Raw genomic sequence first — 26,215 nt, 5'->3', positions numbered from 1 at the left:
GGTTGATGAAACATCACCCAACCTGGCCGCCCCGCGTTGCACCGCCCCCCAACATCAGGAGGAGGGCTTGCGCTCCAGCGCCGTGGCCACGGATGTGGCGGCCGAGCCGGTTAGCAAGGGATCACCCGGATAGAGCATCAGGGCCTGCGCTCGCAGTGCCTGCGCCTCCTCTTGGCGTCCCAGCGCGCCGAGCGCGATCACCATGTTCGCGTAAATATTCGCTCTGGGCGTGTGACGCACAAAGGCCTGGCCCCAGTCGAGATAGGCTTCAAGCTCCCCCTTGTTATCGGCCTGCAAGCCCACCATGAGTCGCACCGAGTTCACGTCAAACTCCACCCGGGTCAACCAGGCCATGGGATTGACGATGTCGAGCAACAGGGTCGGCTCCTTGTAGCCACCACGCTCATACTTGGTCACCACCCAGGCAGTATGAATGGCGGTGAGCATGAAGGGCACGACCAGCAGAGGAATGGTGATGGCCACGAAACGCAGCAACAGCCAGGGGCGATAGACATACTCGCGCCAGCTGGCACGGCCCGAGGCTTGCAGCCCCTCCTCCACCTCCGCATCCAGCACATGGATCAACAGCAGCAGGGCCCACCACAGGGCAATGGCATGATAGAGCGGATACTCGGTCTGGGTGTGCAGCAGTATGGGGATCACCAGCGCCAACAGCGCCGTCCCCTTGACCCAACCGGCCCGACTCAGCCGCCATAGCAGGGCGCCCACCATCAGCACCATGCCAATCATGGGGGCCAGCCCCCCTTCCACCGCCCAGTAGAGAAACTCGTTGTGGGGGTGATCGAGGTTATATTCAATCTGCACCATGGCCGGGTTCAGCGCCTTGTCGGCCATGTAGTGATGCAGGAAGGTGGTCTCAAAGCTGCCGTAGCCCCAGCCAGCCAAGGGGGATTGCGCAATCAACCTGGCAGCATAGGGCCAGTAGACGGAGCGCATGCCACCGGATTGATACACCTCAAGCCCGCGCTTGACGCCACTGATGCCGTATTGTGACACCAGCCCCAGCACAATGCCGAGCGCAACCAGGCCAAGAATACGGGCCAGTTGATGCTGATGACGCAACTGCGGTGCGAGCAAGATCAGGGCCAGCAAGCCACCCAGTTGCCCCACCCGGGATTGCAATACCACCAACAACAGGCTGGCCGCCAGGATCACCCCATAACGCAGCCCTCGTAGCCAGGCATTGGCATTGCCGCGTAGCTCCAACCAGATGGCAAGAGCAAGTCCGGTCGCCATAAAGGTCGCCATCACATTGGGCTGCTGAAAAATACCGTAAGGGCGATTGGCAAGGGTGTTATAACCGAGCCAGTTGCCCGGGGTCAGCAGGTAGTACTGCACCAAGCCCAGCAGCGCCTCGATGGCCACAGCCCCCAACAGCAAATAGAGCAGCCGGTCGCGGGATGCGCGAACCAGCTGCCACTGGTACAGACAAAACAGAAACAGCAGACCGGCAAACAACCCCAGCAGCCGGGGAATGGCATAGTCCTTGAGCTGGAAGCCGGGATAGGCCATCGGCAGCAACAGCAAGCCTCCGCCAAGCCATAACCAGGCCTGCAATGACGAGAACACCAGCCGCTGTTGCAGCGTCACCTGCCACAACCCCAGGCCAATGGCGAGGCTCGCGAAGATCCAGCCCCAGGCATTGAATGGCAAATAGAGCCCGGCCCCACCGGGGTTGTGCATGAAGAAATGCATGGCCAGCAGCCAATAAAGCACGCTGACCATACCAAAGATCCTTGTTGTCATCCTCATCAGCCCTGACCCCTTGCTTTCAGGTTTCCATGCTCTTGAACACTGTCACCAACACCCAAAAAAAAGAAAGGGGGCAAAGCCCCCTGTTATTTACTTGGTCAACATTATGCCTGTTCTGGCCGGCGGAAAGCATGCCGTACCAGCACAATACCAACCCCCAGCATACCGCCAAGCAGGGTGGCCAACACCACGATGAGAGGACGTTTGGGCTTGTCGCGGCTCAGGGGGGCTTCTGGCGCATCGAGATACGAGAAAGGCCTGAAGCTGATGCCATCAAGTTTCACCTGCTGGAGACGGTCTATTTGAGCCTGAAGATCCAAAAGTTTAGGCTGATACAAGGTCAAATCCATGGCCTTGAGCACCTTCAATTGCTCTTCCAGTCCCTTGGTACCCAGAGTAATTGGAAAACGCTCACCAATGTTATAATTTTCAAGGGGCCGTTCAACACCCGCGGCTTTAGCAACGGCAATCGTCAGCACTGTACCCTCTATTTCACGCTTGAGGGCCTGCTCAGCATCCTCTTTGATCAACTTAAGATTCAACATCAAAGTATCAAGCTGTATAGACTGTTGCTCTTTCAGTTCACTGACCAACCGCTGCTGTTGCTTTGCAATGATGAACTGGATGTAACCTTCCAGCATGGCTAATGCCTCATCGGAGCTATCAGCGCTGAACTTCAAGACAACACCTGGCTTTTCTCCCTTTTTATCGACGGTATCAGCATAAATATACTTGGACCATCCGCGGATCCACAGGCGCAGCCCTCGCTCATCCAGCTTGGCTACTTTTACTTGCTCTTTAAAAAATGGGCTGTCTTTCAAAAAAGCACGGCGATTCTCATAGGTATTGAACTCGCGCACAAACTCATCATAAAGCACTTTGCTATCTGGAAAGTCCGTTATTCCCAGTAGTTTAGCTTGACTGGCCACGCGCAACATTGGAAGCAGATCATTTTTCTGAGGTGTTTGTATGACTGCATTGGCTGACCAGACCTGTGGTGCCAACAGCGCATACGCAATCCCAGCCAGGGCAAACACACCAGCTACCAGCGAAACCAATACCTTCTGGCGCCACAATACCAAGACCAACTCACGCAAATTAATCTCATCAGAGCCCGAGGTTTGTACCCACTGAACTGGCACATCTGGCATTCTCTCTTTCATTTGCTCTCTCTTATCTATTAACACTCTAAAAATGGATGTTTTATCCAAGCTCAAGCCATGATGACAAACTCTGCTGCCTGACGATCTTTATCAGACAAAGACAGGGGGTATTTATCCGATAATGGCCAATTTATCGCCAACTTGGGGCTATCCCACCGAATACAAGCTTCATCACTCGCCTGATAATAATCGCTGCACTTATAAAAAACATCCGCACTGTCACTTATCACATAAAAACCGTGAGCAAAACCGGGGGGAATCCAGATAAGTTCGCCACGGTCTGCATCTAAAATACAACCCATCCATTGACCATAGGTGGATGACCCTGGACGAATATCGACCGCTACATCAAAAATGATCCCGCTTATTACCTGCACCAACTTGCCCTGTGGTCGGCTACGCTGGTAATGAAGGCCGCGCAAAGTCCCGCCAACCGAACGACTCAGATTGTCTTGTACCAGTGGATAATGACCACAGTGCAGCTCAAACTCGGCTTTACGAAAACACTCTCGAAATTGGCCACGATGATCAGAAAAGGTAGCGGGCGTGAGTATCATCACCCCCTCCAACGAGGTTGAACGATATTGCATCAATAACACCATGTAAAAAAGAAAAATAGGTCGCTATCTGGCTATTCTACAGTTAACCCAGCCAATTGGCAGACCCCCATCTCTTCACAAATACACATCGGGAAAGGGCAACATGGTAATCTCCCCATTTTCAGGTGGGATTACCATTAGACAATTCCATTAATGCCGGTTACGAGGCTAACAACCGTAACAGATATTGACCATATGCATTTTTCACCATCGGCATGGCAAGAGTTCGCACCTGATCCGCATTAATAAACCCCTTTCGATAGGAGATCTCTTCAGGGCATGCGATCTTCAGTCCTTGGCGCTTTTCGATAGTCTGAATAAAGTTACTCGCTTCAATTAAACTTTCATGGGTTCCGGTATCAAGCCACGCATAGCCACGCCCCATTATGGTGACTGTCAATTGCCCTGTGGAAAGGTAGTAATTACTAATATCCGTGATTTCCAGCTCACCACGCGGTGATGGCTTCAGGCTCTTGGCGATCTCCACCACGCTGTTGTCATAGAAATAGAGGCCGGTGACCGCATAGTTGCTCTTGGGCTCCAGAGGCTTCTCTTCCAGTGAAATAGCGGTGCCCTGCTTATCAAATTCCACGACACCGTAACGCTCAGGGTCATGCACGTGGTAGGCAAAGACGGTAGCGCCGATCTCTTTGGCTGCCGCCGCTTCCAGCTGTTTCTGCAGGTCGTGGCCGTAGAAGATGTTATCGCCCAGCACCAGCGCACACGGGTCTGAGCCGATGAACTCTTCACCCAGAATAAAGGCTTGTGCCAACCCGTCCGGGCTCGGCTGTACCTTGTATTGCAAGTTCAAGCCCCACTGGCTGCCATCGCCCAGCAACTGTTCAAAGCGGGGGGTATCTTGCGGTGTGCTGATGATCAAAATGTCGCGAATACCGGCCAGCATCAGGGTGCTCAACGGGTAGTAGATCATCGGCTTGTCATAGATGGGCAGTAACTGCTTGCTCACCGCCATGGTGACCGGATAGAGACGGGTGCCAGAGCCACCGGCCAGAATAATGCCTTTACGTTTGGTCATGATGCTTATTTCTTATTTTTAAATTGCAAAAGAAAAGGGTGGCTTGCGGCCACGCCTTTCTGTTTTATCCCTGGCCAGTGATTTACTTGCCCAGGATCTCGGTCAACATCCTCTCCACACCGACCGTCCAGTCCGGCAGCACCAGATCGAAGGTGCGCTGGAACTTGCTGGTATCAAGGCGGGAGTTATGGGGGCGTTTGGCCGGGGTAGGGAAGGCGCTGGTAGGCACCGCATTGAGTTGCGCAACCGCCAGTTCAACGCCGGCCTCTCTGGCTTTGGCAAACACCAGCTGGGCAAAGTCAAACCAGGTGGTGGTACCGGAGGCTATCAGATGGTACAGCCCGGCAACGTCGGGTTTGTGCTGCGCCACGCGGATCGCATGGGCGGTGCAATCGGCCAGCAACTCGGCACCGGTCGGGGCGCCGAACTGGTCATTGATGATCGACATCTCGCTACGCTCTTTGCCAAAGCGCAGCATGGTCTTGGCAAAGTTGGCACCACGGGCGGCGTAGACCCAACTGGTGCGGAAAATCAGGTGGCGAGAGCAGAGGGCTGCACCCTGTTCCCCTGCCAGCTTGGTTTCGCCGTAGACGTTGAGCGGGGCGGTCACATCGGTTTCCACCCAGGGACGCTCACCGCTGCCATCGAACACATAGTCGGTGGAGTAATGCACCAACCAGGCACCCAATACTTCCGCTTCTTTGGCAATCGTCGCCACACTGGTGGCATTGAGCAGCTCGGCAAACTCCTGCTCGCTCTCCGCCTTGTCAACCGCCGTATGAGCAGCTGCATTGACAATCACATCCGGTTTGACCAGACGTACCGTTTCGGCCACCCCCGCCGAATTGCTGAAATCACCACAATAATCGGTGGAGTCAAAATCAACGGCGGTGACACGGCCCAGCGGTGCCAATGCACGCTGCAGTTCCCAGCCTACCTGGCCGTTTTTGCCAAACAGCAGAATATGCATCAAGCACTTTCCCCATCGTTCTGCTCGAGCCTGGATTGGTAAGCACAGCTGTTGACGTTGCTCACCTAATGCTGGATATCCAGATACTACTTCACGGTTTTACGAATACCAGACTTGATAGTTTATTGCGGCAGCCAATCCAGCCCGGCGCGGTTGTAGATATCCACTTGCTCAAACGTATAACGCACGCTATCGCGATGCATGCAACATGCGATGCCATATGACTGGCATACATAAAGTTATCGAGGTTGAACATAGTATCTTGGATATCACAGATTATATATCGCACAACCGCAGAACCGAGAAAGCCCCCTCGGAAAATCCTGTTACTGTTGATTACCAACAACAGATAGTGTGATCAATGCGGGACTACGAATGAACAGGCTGATGACTTTCTGAATTAAGAAAATCAATGTCATCGACGGCGGTAAAATGCGGCATATGCGGCAATGTGTTTTTTGCCTGCCACACCAGATCACAGATCCCATCGGTTGGGTTAAAACCAGTAGGCATGCTCAACAGCAGGCTACGGATCTGCTCATGATCAAAACGGAAACAAGCACTATCAAGCTCGGCCAAAAAAGTCCGCAATTGCGGCCATGGCAACATCAGCTCAGAGGCTTTCATAATTCGAGGATGAGCGGTCCCCTCAACCTGTTCACCAATCAGTAACTCCTCAAACAGTTTCTCACCCGGACGCAGGCCGGTGATTTTAACTTCAATATCACCACCAGGATAGATATCGCTCTTGAGCTTGAGGCCGCTCAATCTGATCATCCGGTAAGCTAAATCTATAATCTTGACCGGCTCACCCATATCCAAGACAAACACATCTCCCCCCAGCCCCATCGCACCTGCTTGGATAACCAACTGCGATGCCTCAGGGATAGTCATGAAATAACGAATGATATCGGGATGAGTAACAGTCAATGGACCACCATCGCGGATTTGCTTGCGAAACAGTGGCACCACTGAGCCAGAAGATCCCAATACATTACCAAAACGCACCATACAGAAACGAGTTTGGCTTTGAGCAGCAGCCAAGGCTTGCAATACCAATTCAGCCAATCGCTTGGTAGTACCCATGGTGTTGGTCGGTCGCACCGCCTTATCCGTCGAAATCAAGACAAAAGTTTCAACCTTGGCTCTAATGGCAGCTTGCGCGCAGTACAGTGTGCCAAAAACATTATTACGTACACCTTCAACCACGTTGTACTCGACCAGTGGAACATGTTTATAGGCTGCAGCATGATAAACAGTCTGGATCTGGAAGGTACTCATCACCGCTTGTAAACGATGCTGGCGCTGAACTGAACCGAGCAAAGGCACAAGTTCTACCTGCAAATGTTCATGCAGGTTTATTTCATTTAGTTCTTTATCTATGGCATACAAGCCATATTCAGAGAGCTCAAACAGTACCAGTTGCGATGGTCTGCACCGAATGATTTGGCGACACAACTCAGAACCAATAGACCCCCCCGCTCCCGTCACCATTACGCGTTTTCCGGATATATTCGCATTTATAAGATCTGGAATTGGGGCAACGGAGTCACGCCCCAACAGATCCTCAATACTAACCTCTTTAAGCTCATCTATATGAGCATGACCCTCGACAAGGTCTGCCATGCCAGGAATAGAAAGGACTTCACATGGACACTGTTCTAGCCTATTGATCACGGCTTGTCTGGCACCCCGAGACGCACTCGGTATCGCTAGCAAAATCTTCTTAATATCAAAACGCGCAATCAACTCCTCGATCATATCAGGGCTATAGACATTTACCCCTTGGATAACAGCTTTGGCTAGAACAGGATCATCGTCAACAAACGCAACCGGAAAATATTCCTGCCCTTGATTCAATGCCAACTGCAATTGTCGTCCCGAAGACCCAGCACCATATATTAATACTGAGACCCGTTGCAGCTTACCGCGACTTACTAACGCCCTGAAAAATAACCGAACACTACCAATCAACAAGACTGCGAAAGAAAAATATATCACAGATACCGTACGAGGAAGTGAAACCCCCATAAAAAACGCCAGCATGACCAAAGACATGGAGGAAAATAGAACGCCAAGTGACACAGTCCACAGCACCTTGAAACCGACATAGCGTAATACCGCGCGATAGAGCCCTAACCGCATAAAGATTATGATGGTGATCGGCAGTAACAACGCCAGCATTTGCCAGTGCAGCACACTCTGCAATGGAATATTGGCATCAAGGCGCACCCAATAACCGCCCCAGAATGCCAAAGTGAGCAATAGCAGATCAGCACAGACACTAATCCCCCGTTTATAAACACGGGGGATTGCCAAGAAAGAGGTCAACATAATGGCACCATCTCGTTAATAACGGTAAGGAAGATAAGGTGAAGTAACTCTGCGCAATACTATTTCGATCCAACCGCATCGCCAGCACCGCTACCGGTTGCCGTCATAATGATATAACGAAAGTAGCTAGCTAAGGTGAGGGAATCGATCATCTGCCGATCTGTTTTGGCAAGCAACGCAGGGGTCGACATATCGATATTTTGTACCTGTGCCAAGCCGGTAATCCCAGGTAACACCCCATAAACCCCCAAAGCATCGCGCTCTTTGATCAGTTCTTCCTGATTAAAAAGATTAGGCCGAGGTCCTACAAGACTCATTTCACCCTTAAGTACATTAATCAGCTGTGGCAGTTCATCGATTTTGGTTTTACGTAAAAATGCCCCCAGCTTGGTGATAGAACTGGTGCTTGCCAAGTGACTCGCCACCGACTGGGTATCAACCGACATTGTGCGAAATTTAATCAGCTTGAATGGTTTTTTGTGACGTCCAACCCGCTCTTGCACAAAAATAGGCGAACCCGTATCAAACAAGCCGATCAGGGTAACTACGAGTAATACTGGCCATAACAACAATAGGCCTAACAATGCTGCGAGAAAATCCAATAAACGAATCATGGCTACCTACTACTTTTTGATTTAATAAATGCAACAGCGGTTTTTTTAAACCCCTCCTGCAATGTTTCTTTTGGGGTCCAACCTAAGGTTTCTTTCGTATGGGTGATATCAACCTGCAATGATCCTGTCAATCTATCAACTATGTCAGACTTGCTAAAAAGCTTACCTGCCAACGTATAGCACCAAAGAGGCACCGGTATTTGCCACGTTGGTTTTTCTAGTGCTGTCGCCATTTCACGAACCATCTCTGATGTTGAAATATCATGATCATCTGAAACCAAAAAAATTTGGTTTGCTGCTTTAGGATGATCAATGCAAGTAATGATTAAATCAACCAAATTCGTAACCGAGACTAAGCTTCGTTTATTATTACAAATACATGCGAATGGAAATGGTATACCTCTCGAGACAATATTAAAAAGTGAGGCGAAATTTGCTTTAACAGCAGGCCCATATACCAGGGGTGGGCGGATAATCACAACCTCCATCTTGGTTTCTTGAGACAATTCGAGTAAAGCTTGCTCGGCTTCAGCTTTAGATTGACCATAAGGGTCCAAGGGGGCAGGTAGACTCGATGCGCTAAAGATAGGACTATTAGTAGTCGACTCACCATTGACCTTAATCGAACTAATAAAAATGAAGCGCTTAACCCCACACTTTGCTGCTTGCTGTGCAAGATTCAAAGTTCCTGCAACATTGACCCGGCGATACTCATCCAAAGGGTCTGCGACATCATCACACATAACGTGAGCACGAGCAGCGCAGTGAATTACGACATCAACATCCGTAAGTGCGGTAGAAAAGTCTGTCGCGCCATCAATATCACCGACAACAAAAGTGCTGCTATCAACAGCCACTCTTGTTTTTCGAATGGCCATAACGACCTGGAAACTTTCAATTTCTTTAAGCGTTTTAAGCAAAGAAGAACCCACGAAACCTGTCGCACCGGTAAGTAAAACCTTAGCCATGTTCAAGTCCTCTATCACTCACAACCAATTCAGTTAAATCGTTCACAAATACATCAAAACCCAAGCGTTCTTTCAATGTCTCTCGATCAATATCGAGCTGCAGATTGCTGTACTCATCACGTTCAATAGCGAAGAAAAATTGGCATAGTAAGTCAACGCAAGGTTCAATCACGACACCAATAGCATTTGTTGTTACCCATTCTGCAACGCTGGTAGTACAACTACAAACAGCAACAATCTTTGCACCGGCAAGAACATAAGACGAAGACTTGCTAGGAAATGCAAATTTAGTTACGTCATCCTCAATGGGCAACAGCGCCCATTCATAGTCAGCACTTAACTGTGCAGCTTCTGATGCAGAAACCAACCCCTTGTAAGTAACATTCACATACTTTTCCGCAAGAATTTTCAGAGCATCTGCATATACACCAGCCCCAGCAAATACGAAGGGTAATGTTCCGCCAGCGTGACAATACTGATCAATAGCTTGGATTATCAGAGGTATACGTTGCAAACGCCCCGCATTACCACAAAAAGTAAAACCAGCTTTTTTAAAATCGGGAGCAATAACGTGTTCAAAAGAAACCGATGGATTAGCAAGAATTTTAATCGGCACTCTTGTTGAGGATCGTTCTTTTATTTGCTCAGCCATTTGATCAGTAATCGTGATCAGCAAATCTGCAGTTCGCATTGTAAGTGAATCCATGGACTTTAACAGATGAAACAACATTGGCTGAACAGGCATGACCACATTTGCTGCCTCAGGATGTATATCCTGTAAGTGATAAACAAATCGCGCACGAAAAAGTTTGCAATAAATCATTACAATAGAAGGAACCAATACAGGAGGATCAGTAGAAACATACACCTTCTTCGGGCGTTTAAGCAGTAAAATAGCAAAGACCCACAACATAAAATAAACAGTATCTGCTACACGACGAAGAATGCTACTACCTGAAACAGAAAACGCATGGCAAGGGTAAAAATTAATACCCAAGCCACGATTCTCACGAGTAAGATGTTCTTTAATACCAGCATGATCCTGCAAAATAACTCCCACATTTTTGGAGAGTGATTGTTGCTCGGCGAAGCGCATAAGCGCTTCACCGATAACAGGGTAAACCGGCCAGAAACTGCGATTAATAATCACCAAATCTAAACGTTTAAGCATTAATACTGTTTCCATACAGTACGCATCACATAATCCCGATAGCTGTGCACAATTCGCACGATCTTATCGGAAACATTTGGCATGCTGTAATCATATACGGGGCGCAACAACCGAGCATCACCCGCAGGTTGTGAGTCCAAAACCTGCAACGCTTGGAATACCCGCTCAATCTCTAGCCCAACCATCATGACCGAGGCTTCTTCAAACGCTTCCGGACGCTCATGCGCTTCCCTGATATTTAGCGCAGGAAAGTTCATGATAGAAGACTCTTCACTAATAGTCCCACTATCGGAGAGCACTGCCTTGGCGGATTTCTGCAGTTTGTTATAGTCGTGAAAACCTAATGGCTTTAACAACTGCACCAAAGGGTTAAATTCAAGCCCTTGCTCCTCAATACGCTTACGGGTTCGCGGATGAGTCGAAACAATCACTGGATAACCATATTTTTCAGCCAAACCATTCAAAATTTGGCCCAATTTTATCAGATTTTTTGGTGAATCGACGTTCTCTTCACGATGGGCGCTGATCACAAAAAATTTGCCAGCTTCGAGTTGCAAGCGGCTTAATACATCTGAGCCGTCAATCTGCGACATATAGTTGTTGAGCACTTCAAACATCGGGCTGCCGGTTTTAATGACTCGATCAGCAGGAATACCTTCTGCCAGTAAATAGTCACGAGCAATACTGCTATAGGTCAAATTAATATCGGCGGTGTGATCCACAATGCGGCGGTTAATCTCTTCCGGCACCCGCATATCAAAGCAGCGGTTACCTGCTTCCATATGGAAGGTGGGAATTTTACGGCGCTTAGCCGGGATCACCGCCATACAACTGTTGGTATCACCAAGTACCAGCATGGCATCGGGGTTCACCTCTGCCAATACCTTATCCACACCAATGATCACATTGCCGATAGTTTCAGCCCCAGTGCTGCCCGCTGCACTTAAAAAGTAATCAGGCTTGCGCACGCCAAGGTCATCAAAAAACACTTGATTTAATTCAAAATCATAATTTTGGCCAGTGTGTACCAAAATATGTTCGCAATGTTCATCTAACGCGACGAGCACTCGTGACAAGCGGATAATTTCTGGGCGCGTGCCCACTACTGTCATTACTTTAATTTTATTTTTCATAGTCAACAGGCTCATGCTAATGGGCTGGCGATGGTGTCGGGCTTGCTACGATCAAAAATCTCGTTCGCCCACAGCATTACGATTAACTCTTCTTCGCCGATATTGGTAATGTCGTGCGTCCAACCAGGCACGGTTTCAATGATCTTATACTCACCGGCATCAACGGTAATTGAATGTTCTTCACCGGTAATGACCTGCTTAAAACGATATCTCGCAGTACCTTTAATCACTAAAAATTTTTCATTTTTAGTGTGATGATAATGGCCACCACGGGTCACCCCGGGGTGGGCAGTGAAAAAAGAAAATTGCCCTGCTGATGGGGTTTTTAACATTTCAACAAAGCTGCCACGCGGGTCAGTATAACCCGGCACAGTATAGGCAAAGTCACTGGGGGAAAAATAACTTAAATAGGTAGAATAAAGGGCGCGTATTAGCCCAGTACCCACATCTTCAGTGATCAAGTTAATCCGGCTTTGTTTAAATTTCTGCAAAGCCTCAGCCACCGCTCCCACAGTTGTGTGATAGACAGGCTCAATTTCTTTATAACCGCCTTGTTGATAATCACCCGCTTGTTCGCCACTTAGCAAATTGATAAAGCTGGCGCACACATCATCGATATAGACCAACGCCAAAGGCGCATTGGCATCATGAATGGTGATGGGTAAATCATGCACGGTATTATGACAGAAAGTAGCTACTGCCGAGTTATAGTTTGGGCGACACCATTTGCCAAACACATTGGCCAAACGATACACATACGCAGGGCTACCCGTTTGATGCATATAATCAAGCGCGACTTGCTCTGCCGCCGCCTTACTTTTGCCATAAGCATTGTCGCGATCAGCCTGAATGGATGACGTTAATACCAGCGGAATATGGCGGCCAGTCACACTTAACAAAGAAACCAGGCGTTGGGTTAAATCGGTATTGCCTTTGGAAAATTCAATTTCATCTTTAGGCCGATTCACACCAGCCAAATGAAATACAAATTCGGTTTTGGCAACCATATCAGCTAGATCAGTATAAGAATGGTCTTGCTCAAAACATGTCACATCCGTAAAACCTTGTTCGGCTAAAAAAATCCGCAGGTTTTTTCCAATAAATCCGTTGGCACCGGTGACAAGAATTTTCATTTACACCCCCTCTGGCACGATCAGGCTGCCGGCCTCAATATCCCCGATAAAGTCGAGTTTATGCAGCAATTTGACCATACCCGCCACATCTAAACGCTCGGTGTTGTGGGAGTTGTAATCTTCAACAATCGACAAATCCTTTTCACCTTCTTCGTTATATTTGGAGTAGTTCAAATCGCGATTGTCGGATGGAATACGGTAATAGCCGCCCTGATCTTCAGCTACAAACATCTCTTCACGGCTACATAAGGCTTCATAGAGTTTTTCGCCATGGCGGGTGCCAATCACATTGACCCGATGATCAGGCTTTTGGGTGATTTGCAGCAATGCTTTGACCAGCACATCGATAGTAGCCGCCGGCGCTTTTTGCACAAAGATATCGCCGTTGGTGCCATGCTCAAATGCGTGCAATACCAGATCAACCGCGTCATTTAATGTCATCATAAAGCGAGTCATATTTGGATCTGTGACAGTCAGCGGTTGACCGTTGATGATTTGGCGCAAGAACAAGGGGATCACAGAGCCACGGGAAGCCATCACGTTACCATAACGGGTGGCGCTGATCACCGTCTTGGCCGGATCAACGTTACGTGATTTAGCTACGATCACCTTTTCCATCATTGCCTTGGAGATACCCATGGCATTGATAGGATACACAGCTTTGTCGGTGCTTAGACAAACAATCCGTTTAACTTCGTTTTGAATCGCCGCTTCCAGCACATTTTCAGTACCCAACACGTTGGTCTTCACCGCTTCCATCGGGTGAAATTCACAAGAGGGAACCTGCTTCAATGCCGCGGCATGATAGATATAATCCACCCCACGGGTGGCATTTAAAATGCTCTGATAATCACGCACATCACCAATATAAAATTTCAGTTTGGTGTTGTTATATTTTTTGCGCATATCATCTTGCTTTTTCTCATCACGAGAGAAAATGCGAATTTCTTTAATCTCTGTGTTGAGAAAACGATCAAGAACGGCATTTCCAAAAGAACCAGTACCACCTGTTATCAGAAGAGTTTTATTTTCAAACATTGATGCCTCTTTAATTTTTACTTCATTTACATTACTCAACATAAATACCCACCTTTTCAAAAAAAATAGAACATGATCTGAAAATAAAAGCTACAACTGAAACTATGAAATATCCCTTCAGCCATTTACGCTCTCTTTAAATAAAAAAACACAACAAATATCATAATCAGAAGATATATGACACTATTGATTAAATAAGCGTAAGACAAACCAACGAACCCATAATATTTACTAAGTGAGATTGACAACCAAGTTATGTTAATTGCCGAGAAAATCTCTGTCAATATAAAAGTTTTAGTCATAGCCTTTGCAAGCATAAAATAACTTAATAAGCATGCGGAGACTTTTACAATATCCCCCAAAAGTTGAAACTCAAGAAGTATCAGCATCCCCCTGAACTTTTCACTGAATAGAAGAACAACAATCCAATCTCTTAGTAAGAAAATTGTAAATGCTATCAAGATAGTCACTGGGAGTAAAACAAGTGCGTTATTTTTTAGCTCTTTATACATTTCAGTTTTATCTAACGCGCTGGACAAGCGAGGTAGATAATAAATCGTTAATACAGTAGAAACCACCAATAGATACATGGATGATATATAACTAGCAGCCTGCCAATATCCAGCGAATTCCCATGAAAACTGAGTTGCAATATAGTTTCTAATAAATAAAGAAGACACCGGAAGACAAACAGCAGACACTATCGCCATAAGCGAATACTGAAATAGCTTTTTTACATAGAGTAAATCCGTTGGCAGTGAGAAAATATTTAAAATTGAAATGTCTTTATCTTTCCTCAACATAAAAACTAGTATAAAAAATACCACCGATTGATTTGTGACCATAGCAATCAGTGCACCATCCAACTTAAAAAAATAAATCAAGAGGACAGTCAATATAAGACTGTAAACACTTTGAATTACGTTCAAAGAAATGTAAAGTCTTATTTTTTTCAATCCATTTATAATGGATAGTAATAGTTGATTTATAGAAAAAAGACTTATTGTACATCCGAATACAATAAATACATATGCATAATCCTCCCCACCTAAAAAACACTCAGATAAATAAGATGAAAAGCAAACTAATATTATACTACTGAACATTGAGAAAAAAAATGTTATTCTAAATGCAGTTCCCCAAAGCGGGGCTCTATTAACATTTTCTGCAGTATATTTTACAACACCATTCGCTAACCCCGCACTTGAAAATGTTTGAATTATACCAGATGCATTTTGAAGCTGTCCAATCATTGCCAACCCACTTGGCCCTACAAATAATGAGATACACTTATTTATAATGAGGCCGGAGATAATCTTAACTCCTGTAGATAATGAAGCTAAGAACATTACTTTCCATATTTTCATGTTCTTTCAATAAGTGAAATTAATTTATCGACTTGCCTACGAGAATTGCAGTTTTTCATAATGAATTTTTTAGCTGCTTCACCCATCAAGCCCAATGCCACACTATCCATGGCAGCAATTTCTTTAAGTTTACTTGAAAACTCTCCAGTCGAATTAATATGAAAAAAGAATTCATCATATTCATTCGGGATACCACCCAACTTATACATTAATGTAGGAACGCCAGACCGCATATACTCAATAACCTTAGATGGGAAAGAAAATTTCGTATATTCACCTTCATTGCTTCTCGGGTTAATGAGCAAAGACGCGTTAATTTGTAATTTCATTATTTTATAGTGCTCAAGTTGACCAAGATATACAATATTATTGTATCTCAAAGTCATCTTTTTTACATATTCACGTTCATTACCATCACCACAAATAACTAATTTAAGATTACTCACTCCAGATTCAATGTAAGAGTCAATAAGATCTTTTATTCCATAACGGCGATCTAGCGTCCCTGTATAAAGAAAATATTGTTTATTGGCAATTTCGTCTTGCCACCAATCGTTATCTATATTGACGTCTGGCAATGCGATGCCCTCAATCACGGTATATGGCAGACTATGCGAAAAACGTGAAGCCATATGCTCAGTAATATATACTGCTCCATCCGACCTGTTTACAATAAAATATGATAAACGATTAATCCACTCATGAATTTTTTTACCAATTCCTTTTCGCTCACTCATATACTCAGGTAAATCGGGAATAATAACATAAAACTTACAACCAGCCTTAAAAACTTTAGCCAAATAACATGCACATAAAAATGGAAGATGCATTGAATAGCATACAATACTACATTTTTCCTCAGATCTAATCATTGAGAAAAATGTTTTTATTGCATTAAATGCTCTTGCTATATTTTTAAATCCTTTAATATTATTGAATTTTAAATTATACACTGTCCATGAGTCGTAGATAGATTCTATATTTCTCGACGGAATAAAATTTTTATCTTTAAAATGCTTCGGATAACTCCCAATGAATGGTAAATTTATGCATATAAGTTCGATGCCTTTTCTTGCATTTATAAAACCGTGTAAATAGTTTTTTTGCAAAATATTAGCTGCATTTTGTAGTGGCCCAATGGAGTTATTTCTAACATATTCAAATACTGAATCAGTATACAACCCACCAAGAAATATTATCTTCACAAAAAATCTCTCTTAAATTCTTCAAAAGAAGTAAAAAGACTGAAACAATGGTACCAGTGTATAATCAATCACTGGGTATACGTAATAAATAAAAAGATAAAATGAATAAAAAACAATATAAATCAAAGCGTATATTGTTGTTTTTTTTGTAACTAAAATTCTTTGGAATAAGTATACGATATTTATAAAAACCAAGAGTCTAAATACACGGACAAATATATCAGATTGAAAATACAGCACCATAATAAGCAATGATACTATATTGGCGTTCAATATAAATACATCATATCTCCCCCCCCTTCTTCCTTTAAAATCAAGATTAATAAGAAAAACGGATAATGCATGAAAAAATATACAAGACACTGTCGTTTTCCATGTTATTTCGTAATAAGAAAGGTGAGCAATTATTTTTTGGGGAATATAGCCATAATAAAATACCCCTTGGATAAAGATAGCAAAAAACAATGTCGCCATTATATAAACTGGCGCTTTATTTATCGCCCCTCCTCTTTTAACTAAGAGAAAGATTAAAAATAGCGCAGCCGATTGATGAATCAATGCAGCAATAACAACCAAAGAAAAATAAACCCCTCTTTTATCTCTAAATAAAAATACAAATGCATTCAATACAATTGCATATGACAAGCTAGTTCTCATTAACACATAGTCAAGAGGGAACATGAGCAATAAATACAAAAGAATAGCGATGCCAGGATATTGATACATTTTATTGAAATAAATACAAACAAGTACAATTGTAATAAATGAAATTATTATCTGAAAACTTTGAAATGATAAATCTAACTTATGTGAAAGAATATTCATATAACCATAAAGTATCTCCACACCCCACGGCACTATGCTGTCACGAACATAATAAAGCTCATATGCATCCCTATCACCATTCCATCGATTTCCTCCATATAAACACCAAGCCGTTAAAAACAACAGAATAAAAATATATTTATCCACCAATTTAATGTCATAAAAACGCATTTTTGAAGGCTTCTTTTATACTAATAGTTTTATTCAACTTGAATACTTTACGGATCCCTCTGCTAACAATCGACTTTAATGAGAAAAAATTAGGGTCAATGATAAGATCAGCCAACATATTCTCAATAGCATTATCTACAACTAATGCCTTTGGATGCACCAATGGAAATTCCAGCTTCTTGGTTTTACGTTCACAAAATCTTTCGACCATGATATTGTTCATTGAGCTACCACCATGAACTGAATTATGATCAACACCGACATTAGTAATTTGATTATATTTTGGTATTATCGCATACAAATCATGAGCGCGCATAGAGAACGCCATTTGGTAATCCCAAGAATAAAAACGACCATTTAACCTATTAAAATCTAACTCATACTCTAAATTATAAACATCCTGCTGGTACAATCGATTATTTTTATACTTCGCTCTTAACGCTTTCTTACCCAAAGATTGGTAAAACGATAATTCACCATCGTAATATCGATTAAATTTATTACCCCAAGAAGCCCAACCACACGGTAGCATATTTTTACTGAATACATAAGAGGCTTCATTTTCAGGACTGCATTCCTCAAGATAATTGCTCCCACATATCCACAGCACTTCTTCATTATCTTTATATTCATCTAAAAGATCTGCACAATACTGGAAAAAAGTTATTTCAGGCAAGTTATCATCTTCCAAAAAGATCGCAGTCTCTTCATAAGAAAAAACCCACTTAGCCCCTCCCGCTATGTTTTCATAAACACCAACATTTTCATTTTGATATCTTTTAATTATCACACAATCCCAAGTTATTGCAGATTCAATTTTTTCTCTTGTTTCTGCAACCTGTTTTTTCTCTAAATCAGATCGTCCATGGTCTGATATCAAATATAATTTTGAAGGTTTTATTTTATCTAAAACTTTTAATATTTTTAAAACGCTTTCAGACCGTTTAAACAAAAATATTGCAATTGGTATATTGAATTTATCTTGCATAATAAATCTCATTAAAATTAATTAAAATGATTCAGTCTTGTTTTTACAGCATATTAAAGCGTTACTTTGTAATAATTTAGTTAGGCTTCCCACTTCATTTCACATGAAATGAGCACACAAAATTCAACATATCGTTAATACTAAGAAGCTGTGAATACAGGTGAAAGGAATAGTCAAAACACTCTTACAAAAACGCACAAAGATAGATAAAATTTATGTTGCTATTGACGTTGTTTCTTATATCGTGATTCGAACCTAAAACCACTTAAAGTCAGCTACTAACCAACGACACTTTTTCATAGAAGACCATATAATTTCGTCTTCTGATGTGCTTATTAATATAATGGAAGGCATATTTCAACAATAGCATCATGTTTATTTTAATGCTTCACCGAGACCGAAGCCATCTTTTTGCTGTAAGCGAGGCTTCAGAATAATACCAAATACTATTATTGTTGAAACGGTGTTGTTTCCCAAATCAGCCATCAAACCACAACCTGCCAAGCCCCAAGTGACCGCTACACTTGGGGCTTGCTTACAGGCAGACCAAGGACGTTCAGTTTGTTTATCGCACTCACGTACGCCATAACTTCCCCTACCTGACCGTTGTATTTTCGCTGCGTGATGTTGCCTGCTATTAACTGCTTGAACCGATACATCGCCATCTCTGCCAACGAGCGACCGTGATACCCCGATATCTTCTTCCTCTGCGCCAGCCCTTCCTCTCACATCACCAGCACAGCTTCATTTCTTGGATGTCCCTTTTTCCATAGCCCCGCATTTTTGCGAGGTGGGATACAGGCTGTCGACCCTTTGCTTGCCATCGGCTGATGGCTGGCTTTGCTGTCGTAGGCGCCATCCGCATAAACACGTCCCAGCTTGCGCTGCAGTGGATTGAGCAAGGTCAGCAGTACCTCGGCATCATGGATATTTTCCAACGACACCTCCGCTGCCACGATATCGTGAGTTGCGGGGTTTACTGCCAGATGCAACTTGCGCCACACTCGCAGTTTCTCTGCGCCGTGCTTTCTGCACCTTCCACTCGCCTTCACCAAATACCTTGAGACCCGTCGAATCGATAACCAAGTCAGTGATACTCCCCTTGGCGGGTTGTCGGTAGGCCCCTTTCACCATGTGAGCTCGCTTGCTGACACCGCTATAGTCCGGCGCGCACTGCGGCACATTCATCAACTCGAACAGGGAGTCGGTTAGCCCCTGAGCCGCTCGCAGAGTGAGGCTGAAAATCCCTTTGAGCATCAGGAAGGTAGAGATGGTTTGGTCGGTGTAGAGCTGGCTGCGGCCACCTCGTCCGTGATGGTCATGGTGGAACCAGTTGTCCATGACCTAGGCATCAATCCAGAAGGTGAGTGAGCCACGGTTAATCAGAGACCTGTTGTATTGAGGCTAGTTAGTGATGAGGTGAAGCGACGTGCCCATGATGCAGACTTGAAGGGGATGGTGGTGATCATATCACCGGGCCCTCAGGTAGCTCCATCCAAGCTGCGTCGATTTGGGAAACAACGCCTCCTCATCCCATTTCGCACCAAAGGCAACCTGCTCCTGCTCAGCCTGCGACAGGGTGGCAGCACTGTAAATCAGACGTAAGTCGCCAGCCAATTCCTTACGCTGCTTACAGCTGACATAACGCAGAGAGTGGCGTACCTGATGCACCATACGGAGCTCTAAATGGGTCTGCTGATAGACGACTTCAATGGCTTCCGGGAACCTCTTAAGCCCATCGACGCTGCAACCAGGATGTCCCGTACACCTCTGTTTTTCAACTCTGTCATCACCGATAGCCAGAACTTGGCCCCTTCGAGTTGTGCCATCCACAACCCCAAGAGGCAGGGCAAGATCGCGAACGTTTTTTAACCAAGAAAAACAGGTTTGACCCTGCGATCCAGCTGGGATGCTATGCTCCTTTTTCAGGAGTGCCTTCATGTCTATTGATGCTGTGTTTGCTCAGTTTTTCGATGATATTCCCAACCCTCGCCAGCATGCCAAGATTTATTATCCCTTCTACGATGTCCTGTTTCTCACCGTCTGCGCTGTGATCGGCGGCACAGACGGCTGGGAAGATATTGAAGATTTCGGTGAGGTTCATCTTCCTTGGTTTCAATCCAAGGGGCTGTTTAAAAATGGTATTCCTGTCCATGACACCATCGCCAGGATCATCTCCGGTATCAAACCAGAGCCGTTTCAGACCGCGTTCGTACGTTGGACTCAAGCCATCAACCAGCACACCGATGGATTGCAGGAATGAGCAGTGAATACCTGGAAAGGTACTCAATGCTGGCCTCAACAAATTGGGTGCATTTTAACAATATGTTCACGCTCTCGCCCTGCCCCAAGAGCTCTTTCTCACCATCCATATTGACGCCCAGCGCCAGATAAACGGTCTTGTTCTGCACCGCCCCAGAGGCACGGCTACGCACGACCAGCGCATCCAGATAAACCATGGGATAGACCGCATCCAGTGGCCGACTCTGCCAGGCGTCACTTCCTCCATGACGGCATTGATGACCTGCGAGATGAAGGTGGGTGAGACATCCACACCATAGACTTAGCTAAAGTGGGTCTGGATATCGCGGGTGAACATGCCGCGAGCATAGAGGGAGACAATGCGGTCATCAAAACCCTGCAACTGTCGCTCGCCCTTTTGACCCGTTGTGGCTCGAAGGTGCTATTGCGATCACGGGGCACCTCAAGCTCGCTCTACCGTGCACCGAGCGAACGGTCTTGGAGCTCTTGCCATTGCGAGAGTTTCCGGTGTTTTTGCCATGGGAGGCATGCTTGGCATAGCCGAGATGGGAGTCCATTTCCGCGTCGAGGACACGCTCAGCGATACGCTTGGTCAACTGCTTGAGCAAACCACTTTCGCCGAGAATATCTTCCGGGCTGGAGCAGCCCTCGAGCAACAGGTCGATAAGATTGTATGGTATTGGCATTCTGTTGTTCCTTTCAACAGGTTGGTCAGGATGCCACTTACACAGTTTTTACGCTCTCAACAACGCCGCTTCCAGCAACTCTTTTGCCGTCCACTTTCGCAAACTAATGTAAAAGCGCAGTTCTAAAATACATAACCGCGTTTCTCTTCGTCCATGACCAAACTCCTGGGTGGCATACCAGTCATCATTATCCGCCATCCCGCTTTGAATATCTGCGGGCTGTACCACACCGAAAAAGCCTGTTCTAACTCACTTTGATTGCCTTTCACTGCCAGCAGATAGTTTGCATCCATATGCACTATCTGTTTCGCTATGTTACGTTGGCATCCCATTGCATCAATATCTGCCAAAAAATGTTAAGTAGTTTTGGCATGGTAGTTATCCAGATACCACTGCACAGTTTTGCGAAGACCGGATTCGAAGGTCTCTTGCGGCTGCCAATCCAGATCGGCACTCATTTTGCTGGCATCGATGGCATAACGGCGATCGTGACCGGGGCGATCCGCCACATAGGTGATTTGATCGCGGTAAGAGCCAGCTTTGGGCACCATCTCGTCCAGCAAATCGCAGATGGTGTGTACCACGTCCAGGTTCTGCTTCTCGTTGTGACCGCCAATGTTGTAGGTCTCACCGATAACGCCACTGGTCACCACCTTATAGAGCGCGCGCGCGTGGTCTTCCACATAGAGCCAGTCACGGATCTGGTCGCCCTTGCCATAGACCGGCAGCGGCTTGCCATCCAGCGCATTGAGGATCACCAGCGGGATCAGCTTCTCGGGGAAGTGGTAAGGGCCGTAGTTGTTGGAGCAGTTGGTGACTATGGTCGGCAGGCCGTAAGTACGGCGCCAGGCGCGCACCAGATGGTCACTGGAGGCCTTGGAGGCAGAATAGGGGCTGCTGGGGGCGTAAGGAGTGGTTTCGGTAAAGAGCGGCAATGGCTTATTCCACAAGGGATGACCGGCACTTACCTCATCCGGGTGGGGCAGGTCGCCATACACCTCGTCGGTGGAGATATGATGAAAACGAAAGGCCGCCTTGCGCACCTCGTCCAGACCGTTCCAATAAGCGCGAGCCGCTTCCAGCAACACATAGGTGCCGACGATATTGGTCTCTATGAAATCGGCAGGGCCAGTGATGGAACGATCGACATGGCTCTCCGCCGCCAGGTGCATGACTGCATCAGGTTGGTGCAGGGCGAATACCCTATCCAATTCACTGCGATTACAGATATCCACCTGTTCAAAGGCATAACGGCCACTGTTTGCGACACTGGCTAAGGATTCCAGATTGCCCGCATAAGTGAGCTTATCGAGGTTGATGACTGAGTCGTTGGTGTCTTGAATGATATGACGAACAACCGCCGAGCCGATAAAGCCAGCGCCACCAGTGACAAGGGTTTTCATAGGTATGCTCTTGAAAATGAATAGAAAAAATTAATATTTTCAGCTAACGAAAAAGAATGGAGGAAAAATTGAGTGTGTCTGACAGGCAGATATCTCACGCTAATCAGGAAGTTTCGATAAGCTACCGCCCCTGAGTTACAGCCCCCAGTTTGCTGCTTTTTACCAGATTGTGAGTGCTGTTGGCCATGATGCCCTCCAGCGTAGGATAAGTCTGCCACCGTCCCTGATGACAACGTCTCGATTGTTTTAAAAATTCAGTCTGGCGGTCTTACCAGAAACGGCCGCGAGATAAAACCGTACAACAAGGACAAAGTCTGGATTCTAGCGCCTTTCCGGCCTGTTTGAACAGTCAAAACAACACAGTTTAAAGCGCCGGACCTGCTGGCTGTTCATTAATCTATCAGAATGAAAGCGTGCAGGAGATTTCCCACTTAAACCTACAGATTGGATTCATAAGTTGCCCATTCTAGCCTTGACCCCATTAATACTGAAGTAAAAGTAATAGCAAACTGAGCGTTAGCTCTAATTTGGGTCATGATATCGATCCGCGCCTCGAGGTTTACGGCAAGTGTGCCATGGTGTTTACACTAACAACCGCCCCTCCTCCCCACACATTGACCTTGTTTGCCAACGTACCCATCCATTTAGCACCTGGCAGCGGCAACACCCGCACGACGCATTATGTCATCAAGGTTTCATATCTGTATGTTTTTGCTGAAAGCAAACAGGGCGAACCCAATGGTTCGCCCTGTGGCTATACCATAACGCAAGCTGTGAGGTGATAGCTACTGCTCCATCGAGATCCTGTCGGGGGCTTGCCAACCACCACCGACGGCTTTGTAGAGTGCGCGCGCACCTGCAGAGGCTGTTGGCAATCACCATGAGATCCAATCATACCCACAACCTCATTGAAAGCGGTCTGGATACTCTTCTCATCGCTGGCCACCGCCTGCCTGCTGCTCACCTTGGCCACGTCGAGGTCGGCAATGCGTTTGCCACCATCTAAGATGGGGTGGTTGATCTGGGGGGGGGATAAAAGACCAGATCCCTGTCCCTCCATTAAACGATACATGACGCAGAACACCAGGAAGATCGCCTTGAACAAGGTCTGCACCACCTCCTTGATGGCGAGCTTCGCGAACGGCGTGGTGTCGTACGACCTCCTGCTCGACAGCCTGTTTGCCCTGATAGCCCTGCCAAACAGCCCGGCCGCCCACCACACCTGATAGCCTTGGACCCGGAGCTGGCCAGCGCTCCTTGCTCCCCCACACCATCACTGACCCGCACTCCTGCCAGGCAGTGCTGGTTTGCAGCACGACACTTTGGTAGCCCGCCGCCAAATTTGCTAGAGTAGCGCCCCCGAAAGAAGGTGCCTGCCATGCCCATATTGCCACTGCCCCATCATGATGCCCCCCCCAGTCTGCCATCTGTGGCGGATCCAGACACCCTGTCAGCCCGTCAGCGCTTTCTGATGTTGTTGGCAAGCGGGGCTCATCTGCTGGAAGCGGGCTGCGGCGCGGGTGAGGATCTGCACTTTTTCCGGCAACAAGGTCTCATGGTCACCGCCTTGGATGCCAGTCTGGCCCAGGCCAGGCTGGCATCGCGCCGCGGTGGCCAGCCGGTGCGGGTCTGCCGCCTCGAGCAGATGCACAGCGCCTTGCCCTTTGACGGCATCTGGGCCAGCGGCTCGCTGCCCTGCCTGGCCGAAGGAGAGCTTGCCCCCGCCCTGATGCATCTCGCCGGCCTGCTCAAACCCCAGGCGCCGCTCTACTGCTCCTTCCCTTATGACGAGGGCGAGCACCGCTGCGCCGTGGCTCCCTCACAGGATGAATACCCACTGCAGACCCGCCTCGATGAGGCCCGCCTGCAACAACTGATCGCCCCCCTGCCGTTTGGCCTGCATCAGATCTGGTGCAGCGAGGATACCGAGCACGGCCGCTGGTTACATGCCCTGCTGATCCGCCTCCCCGATCTCGCCCCCACCAGGAACCAATATCGCCGCCGTCGCTTCAAGGGGCCCATCTCCCGTGATCCATCATCCAGATAACAATATTTAACTCTAAGTTAACCAGCTGATGGCAGACAAGATACGGCGTTTGTGTTAAAAAGCGGCATTAAAATCAAAATCAAATAACAAATCAGACACTAACACCTGGATTTACTTATGAAACTTGTCCTCAAACTGGTTGCCGGCATCCTGGCCGGTCTCTTGCTAGGTCTCTACGCCCCTGAATGGGTCGCACGCGTGCTGTTTACGGCCAAGATAGTCATAGGTCAGCTGATCACCTTCACCATTCCGCTCATCATCCTGTTTTTCATCATGAGCGGCATCGCCAGCCTGCCAAAAAACTCCGGTAAGCTACTGGGTAAAACCGTGGCACTCTCCTACTGCTCCACGATTCTGGCGGGGCTGTTTGCCTTTACCGTGGCGAGCCACTTGATCCCGCAACTGACCAGCGCTGCCGAGCCCACCTCGGCCGAGGCGATCAAACTCGCCTCCTACATCAATCTGGAGATCCCGCCGCTGTTTAGCGTGATGTCTGCCCTGGCCGCCGCCTTTATCTTTGGCATCGGCGTCAGCGCTACCCAGGCCACCGATATGCGCCGGGTCGCCGATCAGGGCCGTGACATCATCGACCGCCTGCTGGCCAAGGTGATCATCCCGCTGCTGCCGTTCTACATCGCCGGTGTCTTTGTCGAGATGACAGTGGAAGGAACCGTCTTCGCCACCCTGAAGACCTTTGGCGTGGTGTTGGTGATGGCCATCGTCATGCACTGGCTCTGGCTCTCGGTGCTGTTCGTTGGCACGGGTCTGGCGCTGGGTCGCTCACCCGCCATGCTCATCAAGAACATGCTGCCTGCCTACTTCACCGCACTGGGCACCATGTCCAGCGCCGCTACCATTCCGGTTGCCCTGCAGGCCAGCAAGAACAACGGCGTGAGCGATGGCATCGCCAACTTCACCGTGCCCCTGTGCGCCACCATCCACCTGTGTGGCTCCACCATCACGCTGGTGACCTGTGCCACCGCCGTCATGTTCCTCTCCGAGCACCTGGCCATTCCGGGCGTAGACACCATGCTGCCATTCATCATGATGCTGGGCGTCATCATGATAGCCGCGCCGGGTGCACCGGGTGGCGGCGTCATGTCGGCGCTGGGCCTGCTCACCTCCATGCTCGGCTTCGGTGAAGCTTCCATCGCCCTGATGATCGCCCTCTATCTGGCGCAGGACAGCTTCGGCACCGCCTGCAACGTCACCGGTGATGGCGTCATCGCCCTGTGGGCCAACCGTTTCGCCCAGAACGGGGAAACCGTGCCCAGCACCGAGCAGGACGCAGCCTGATACGGCAAGCAAACACATAAAAAAACGGGAGCC

General features: G+C 47.2%; 23 protein-coding genes and 4 pseudogenes. 6 read left to right on the top strand and 21 right to left on the bottom strand.

The genetic code is table 11. The annotated features are described in order from the left end of the window. Positions 1-54: 54 nt before the first annotated feature. The 18 genes and pseudogenes from BN1129_RS10705 to BN1129_RS24200 all read right to left on the bottom strand — a co-directional run. Positions 55-1,767 (bottom strand): PglL family O-oligosaccharyltransferase, encoded by a 1,713-nt coding sequence (locus BN1129_RS10705; RefSeq protein WP_042036388.1) that lies wholly within the window; start codon positions 1,765-1,767, stop codon positions 55-57. A 110-nt stretch (positions 1,768-1,877) separates the two neighbouring features. Beyond that, a complete protein-coding gene (locus BN1129_RS10700) occupies positions 1,878-2,936 on the bottom strand; it encodes an LPS O-antigen chain length determinant protein WzzB (RefSeq protein WP_052449336.1) in 1,059 nt (352 codons plus the stop codon). Positions 2,937-2,986: 50 nt separating this feature from the next. Further along, positions 2,987-3,526, bottom strand: coding sequence for a dTDP-4-dehydrorhamnose 3,5-epimerase (gene rfbC, locus BN1129_RS22500; protein ID WP_042036387.1), 540 nt, complete (start codon positions 3,524-3,526; stop codon positions 2,987-2,989). Positions 3,527-3,695: 169 nt separating this feature from the next. Beyond that, a complete protein-coding gene (gene rfbA, locus BN1129_RS10690; protein ID WP_042036386.1) occupies positions 3,696-4,571 on the bottom strand; it encodes a glucose-1-phosphate thymidylyltransferase RfbA in 876 nt (291 codons plus the stop codon). Between the two features lie 82 nt (positions 4,572-4,653). Next, positions 4,654-5,541, bottom strand: a complete 888-nt coding sequence (gene rfbD / locus BN1129_RS10685; protein WP_042036385.1) for a dTDP-4-dehydrorhamnose reductase — start codon at positions 5,539-5,541, stop codon at positions 4,654-4,656. Positions 5,542-5,910: 369 nt separating this feature from the next. After that, positions 5,911-7,875 (bottom strand): polysaccharide biosynthesis protein, encoded by a 1,965-nt coding sequence (locus BN1129_RS10680; RefSeq protein ID WP_042036382.1) that lies wholly within the window; start codon positions 7,873-7,875, stop codon positions 5,911-5,913. Positions 7,876-7,934: 59 nt separating this feature from the next. Further along, on the bottom strand, positions 7,935-8,489 hold the full coding sequence (locus tag BN1129_RS10675; RefSeq protein WP_042036380.1) for a sugar transferase: 555 nt from the start codon (positions 8,487-8,489) through the stop codon (positions 7,935-7,937). A 2-nt stretch (positions 8,490-8,491) separates the two neighbouring features. Further along, a complete protein-coding gene (locus BN1129_RS22495; RefSeq protein WP_084204630.1) occupies positions 8,492-9,457 on the bottom strand; it encodes a UDP-glucose 4-epimerase family protein in 966 nt (321 codons plus the stop codon). Further along, complete coding sequence (locus BN1129_RS10670; RefSeq protein ID WP_244463044.1) at positions 9,450-10,643, bottom strand: glycosyltransferase family protein; 1,194 nt, start codon at positions 10,641-10,643, stop codon at positions 9,450-9,452. The genes BN1129_RS22495 and BN1129_RS10670 overlap by 8 nt, the downstream gene beginning before the upstream one ends. Beyond that, positions 10,628-11,761, bottom strand: a complete 1,134-nt coding sequence (gene wecB, locus BN1129_RS10665) for a non-hydrolyzing UDP-N-acetylglucosamine 2-epimerase (protein ID WP_042036377.1) — start codon at positions 11,759-11,761, stop codon at positions 10,628-10,630. The genes BN1129_RS10670 and wecB overlap by 16 nt, the downstream gene beginning before the upstream one ends. A gap of 11 nt (positions 11,762-11,772) precedes the next feature. Then, on the bottom strand, positions 11,773-12,894 hold the full coding sequence (gene wbjC, locus BN1129_RS10660; RefSeq protein ID WP_042036376.1) for a UDP-2-acetamido-2,6-beta-L-arabino-hexul-4-ose reductase: 1,122 nt from the start codon (positions 12,892-12,894) through the stop codon (positions 11,773-11,775). Further along, positions 12,895-13,974 (bottom strand): polysaccharide biosynthesis protein, encoded by a 1,080-nt coding sequence (locus tag BN1129_RS10655; RefSeq protein WP_280136036.1) that lies wholly within the window; start codon positions 13,972-13,974, stop codon positions 12,895-12,897. It lies immediately after the preceding gene. Between the two features lie 83 nt (positions 13,975-14,057). Then, the gene (locus BN1129_RS10650; protein ID WP_042036373.1) at positions 14,058-15,299 is read right to left on the bottom strand and encodes an O-antigen translocase; all 1,242 of its coding nucleotides are present in this window, start codon (positions 15,297-15,299) and stop codon (positions 14,058-14,060) included. After that, on the bottom strand, positions 15,296-16,504 hold the full coding sequence (locus BN1129_RS10645; RefSeq protein ID WP_157013343.1) for a glycosyltransferase: 1,209 nt from the start codon (positions 16,502-16,504) through the stop codon (positions 15,296-15,298). The genes BN1129_RS10650 and BN1129_RS10645 overlap by 4 nt, the downstream gene beginning before the upstream one ends. Before the next feature lie 21 nt (positions 16,505-16,525). After that, complete coding sequence (locus tag BN1129_RS10640) at positions 16,526-17,500, bottom strand: EpsG family protein (RefSeq protein WP_042036370.1); 975 nt, start codon at positions 17,498-17,500, stop codon at positions 16,526-16,528. After that, the gene (locus tag BN1129_RS10635) at positions 17,487-18,488 is read right to left on the bottom strand and encodes a glycosyltransferase family 2 protein (RefSeq protein ID WP_157013342.1); all 1,002 of its coding nucleotides are present in this window, start codon (positions 18,486-18,488) and stop codon (positions 17,487-17,489) included. Before BN1129_RS10635 ends, BN1129_RS10640 begins: the two co-directional genes overlap by 14 nt. 518 nt (positions 18,489-19,006) lie before the next feature. After that, positions 19,007-19,874 (bottom strand): annotated as a pseudogene (locus tag BN1129_RS22490) (IS5 family transposase). A 132-nt stretch (positions 19,875-20,006) separates the two neighbouring features. Then, positions 20,007-20,332 (bottom strand): annotated as a pseudogene (locus BN1129_RS24200) (transposase); the annotation flags it as partial. A gap of 95 nt (positions 20,333-20,427) precedes the next feature. Between BN1129_RS24200 and BN1129_RS10610 the strand changes: the two are divergent. Continuing rightward, positions 20,428-20,739, top strand: a pseudogene (locus tag BN1129_RS10610) (ISAs1 family transposase); the annotation flags it as partial. 94 nt (positions 20,740-20,833) lie between these two features. Here BN1129_RS10610 and BN1129_RS10605 read toward each other — a convergent pair. Further along, positions 20,834-21,376, bottom strand: a pseudogene (locus BN1129_RS10605) (IS256 family transposase); the annotation flags it as partial. Here BN1129_RS10605 and BN1129_RS24195 point away from each other — a divergent pair. Beyond that, positions 21,269-21,562 carry a hypothetical protein gene (locus BN1129_RS24195; RefSeq protein WP_244463052.1) on the top strand — a complete coding sequence of 98 codons (294 nt, stop codon included), beginning with the start codon at positions 21,269-21,271 and terminating at the stop codon, positions 21,560-21,562. The pseudogene BN1129_RS10605 and the gene BN1129_RS24195 sit on opposite strands and share 108 nt — an antisense overlap. On the opposite strand, the gene BN1129_RS23810 is transcribed toward BN1129_RS24195, so the two are convergent. Both BN1129_RS23810 and rfbB read right to left on the bottom strand, forming a co-directional pair. Continuing rightward, on the bottom strand, positions 21,559-21,729 hold the full coding sequence (locus BN1129_RS23810) for a hypothetical protein (protein WP_167335275.1): 171 nt from the start codon (positions 21,727-21,729) through the stop codon (positions 21,559-21,561). The two genes, BN1129_RS24195 and BN1129_RS23810, sit on opposite strands and share 4 nt — an antisense overlap. A 63-nt stretch (positions 21,730-21,792) precedes the next feature. Continuing rightward, entirely contained in the window at positions 21,793-22,839 is a 1,047-nt protein-coding gene (gene rfbB / locus BN1129_RS10595; RefSeq protein ID WP_042036359.1) for a dTDP-glucose 4,6-dehydratase, read from the bottom strand. Between the two features lie 880 nt (positions 22,840-23,719). Between rfbB and BN1129_RS24385 the strand changes: the two genes are divergently transcribed. From BN1129_RS24385 to BN1129_RS10580, 4 genes are all read left to right on the top strand, one after another. Further along, positions 23,720-23,845 (top strand): hypothetical protein, encoded by a 126-nt coding sequence (locus BN1129_RS24385; protein WP_280136035.1) that lies wholly within the window; start codon positions 23,720-23,722, stop codon positions 23,843-23,845. A gap of 91 nt (positions 23,846-23,936) precedes the next feature. Beyond that, complete coding sequence (locus BN1129_RS24380; RefSeq protein WP_280136034.1) at positions 23,937-24,065, top strand: hypothetical protein; 129 nt, start codon at positions 23,937-23,939, stop codon at positions 24,063-24,065. Between the two features lie 248 nt (positions 24,066-24,313). Further along, the gene (locus BN1129_RS10585; protein WP_422614005.1) at positions 24,314-24,886 is read left to right on the top strand and encodes a class I SAM-dependent methyltransferase; all 573 of its coding nucleotides are present in this window, start codon (positions 24,314-24,316) and stop codon (positions 24,884-24,886) included. Between the two features lie 117 nt (positions 24,887-25,003). After that, positions 25,004-26,182 (top strand): dicarboxylate/amino acid:cation symporter, encoded by a 1,179-nt coding sequence (locus BN1129_RS10580; RefSeq protein ID WP_042036356.1) that lies wholly within the window; start codon positions 25,004-25,006, stop codon positions 26,180-26,182. Positions 26,183-26,215 lie beyond the last annotated feature (33 nt).

This window comes from Aeromonas popoffii, assembly GCF_000820025.1.
Taxonomy (GTDB): Bacteria; Pseudomonadota; Gammaproteobacteria; order Enterobacterales; family Aeromonadaceae; genus Aeromonas; species Aeromonas popoffii.
Note: the sequence above shows the minus strand (reverse complement) of the source record. Positions and strands in the feature narration are given on the sequence as shown.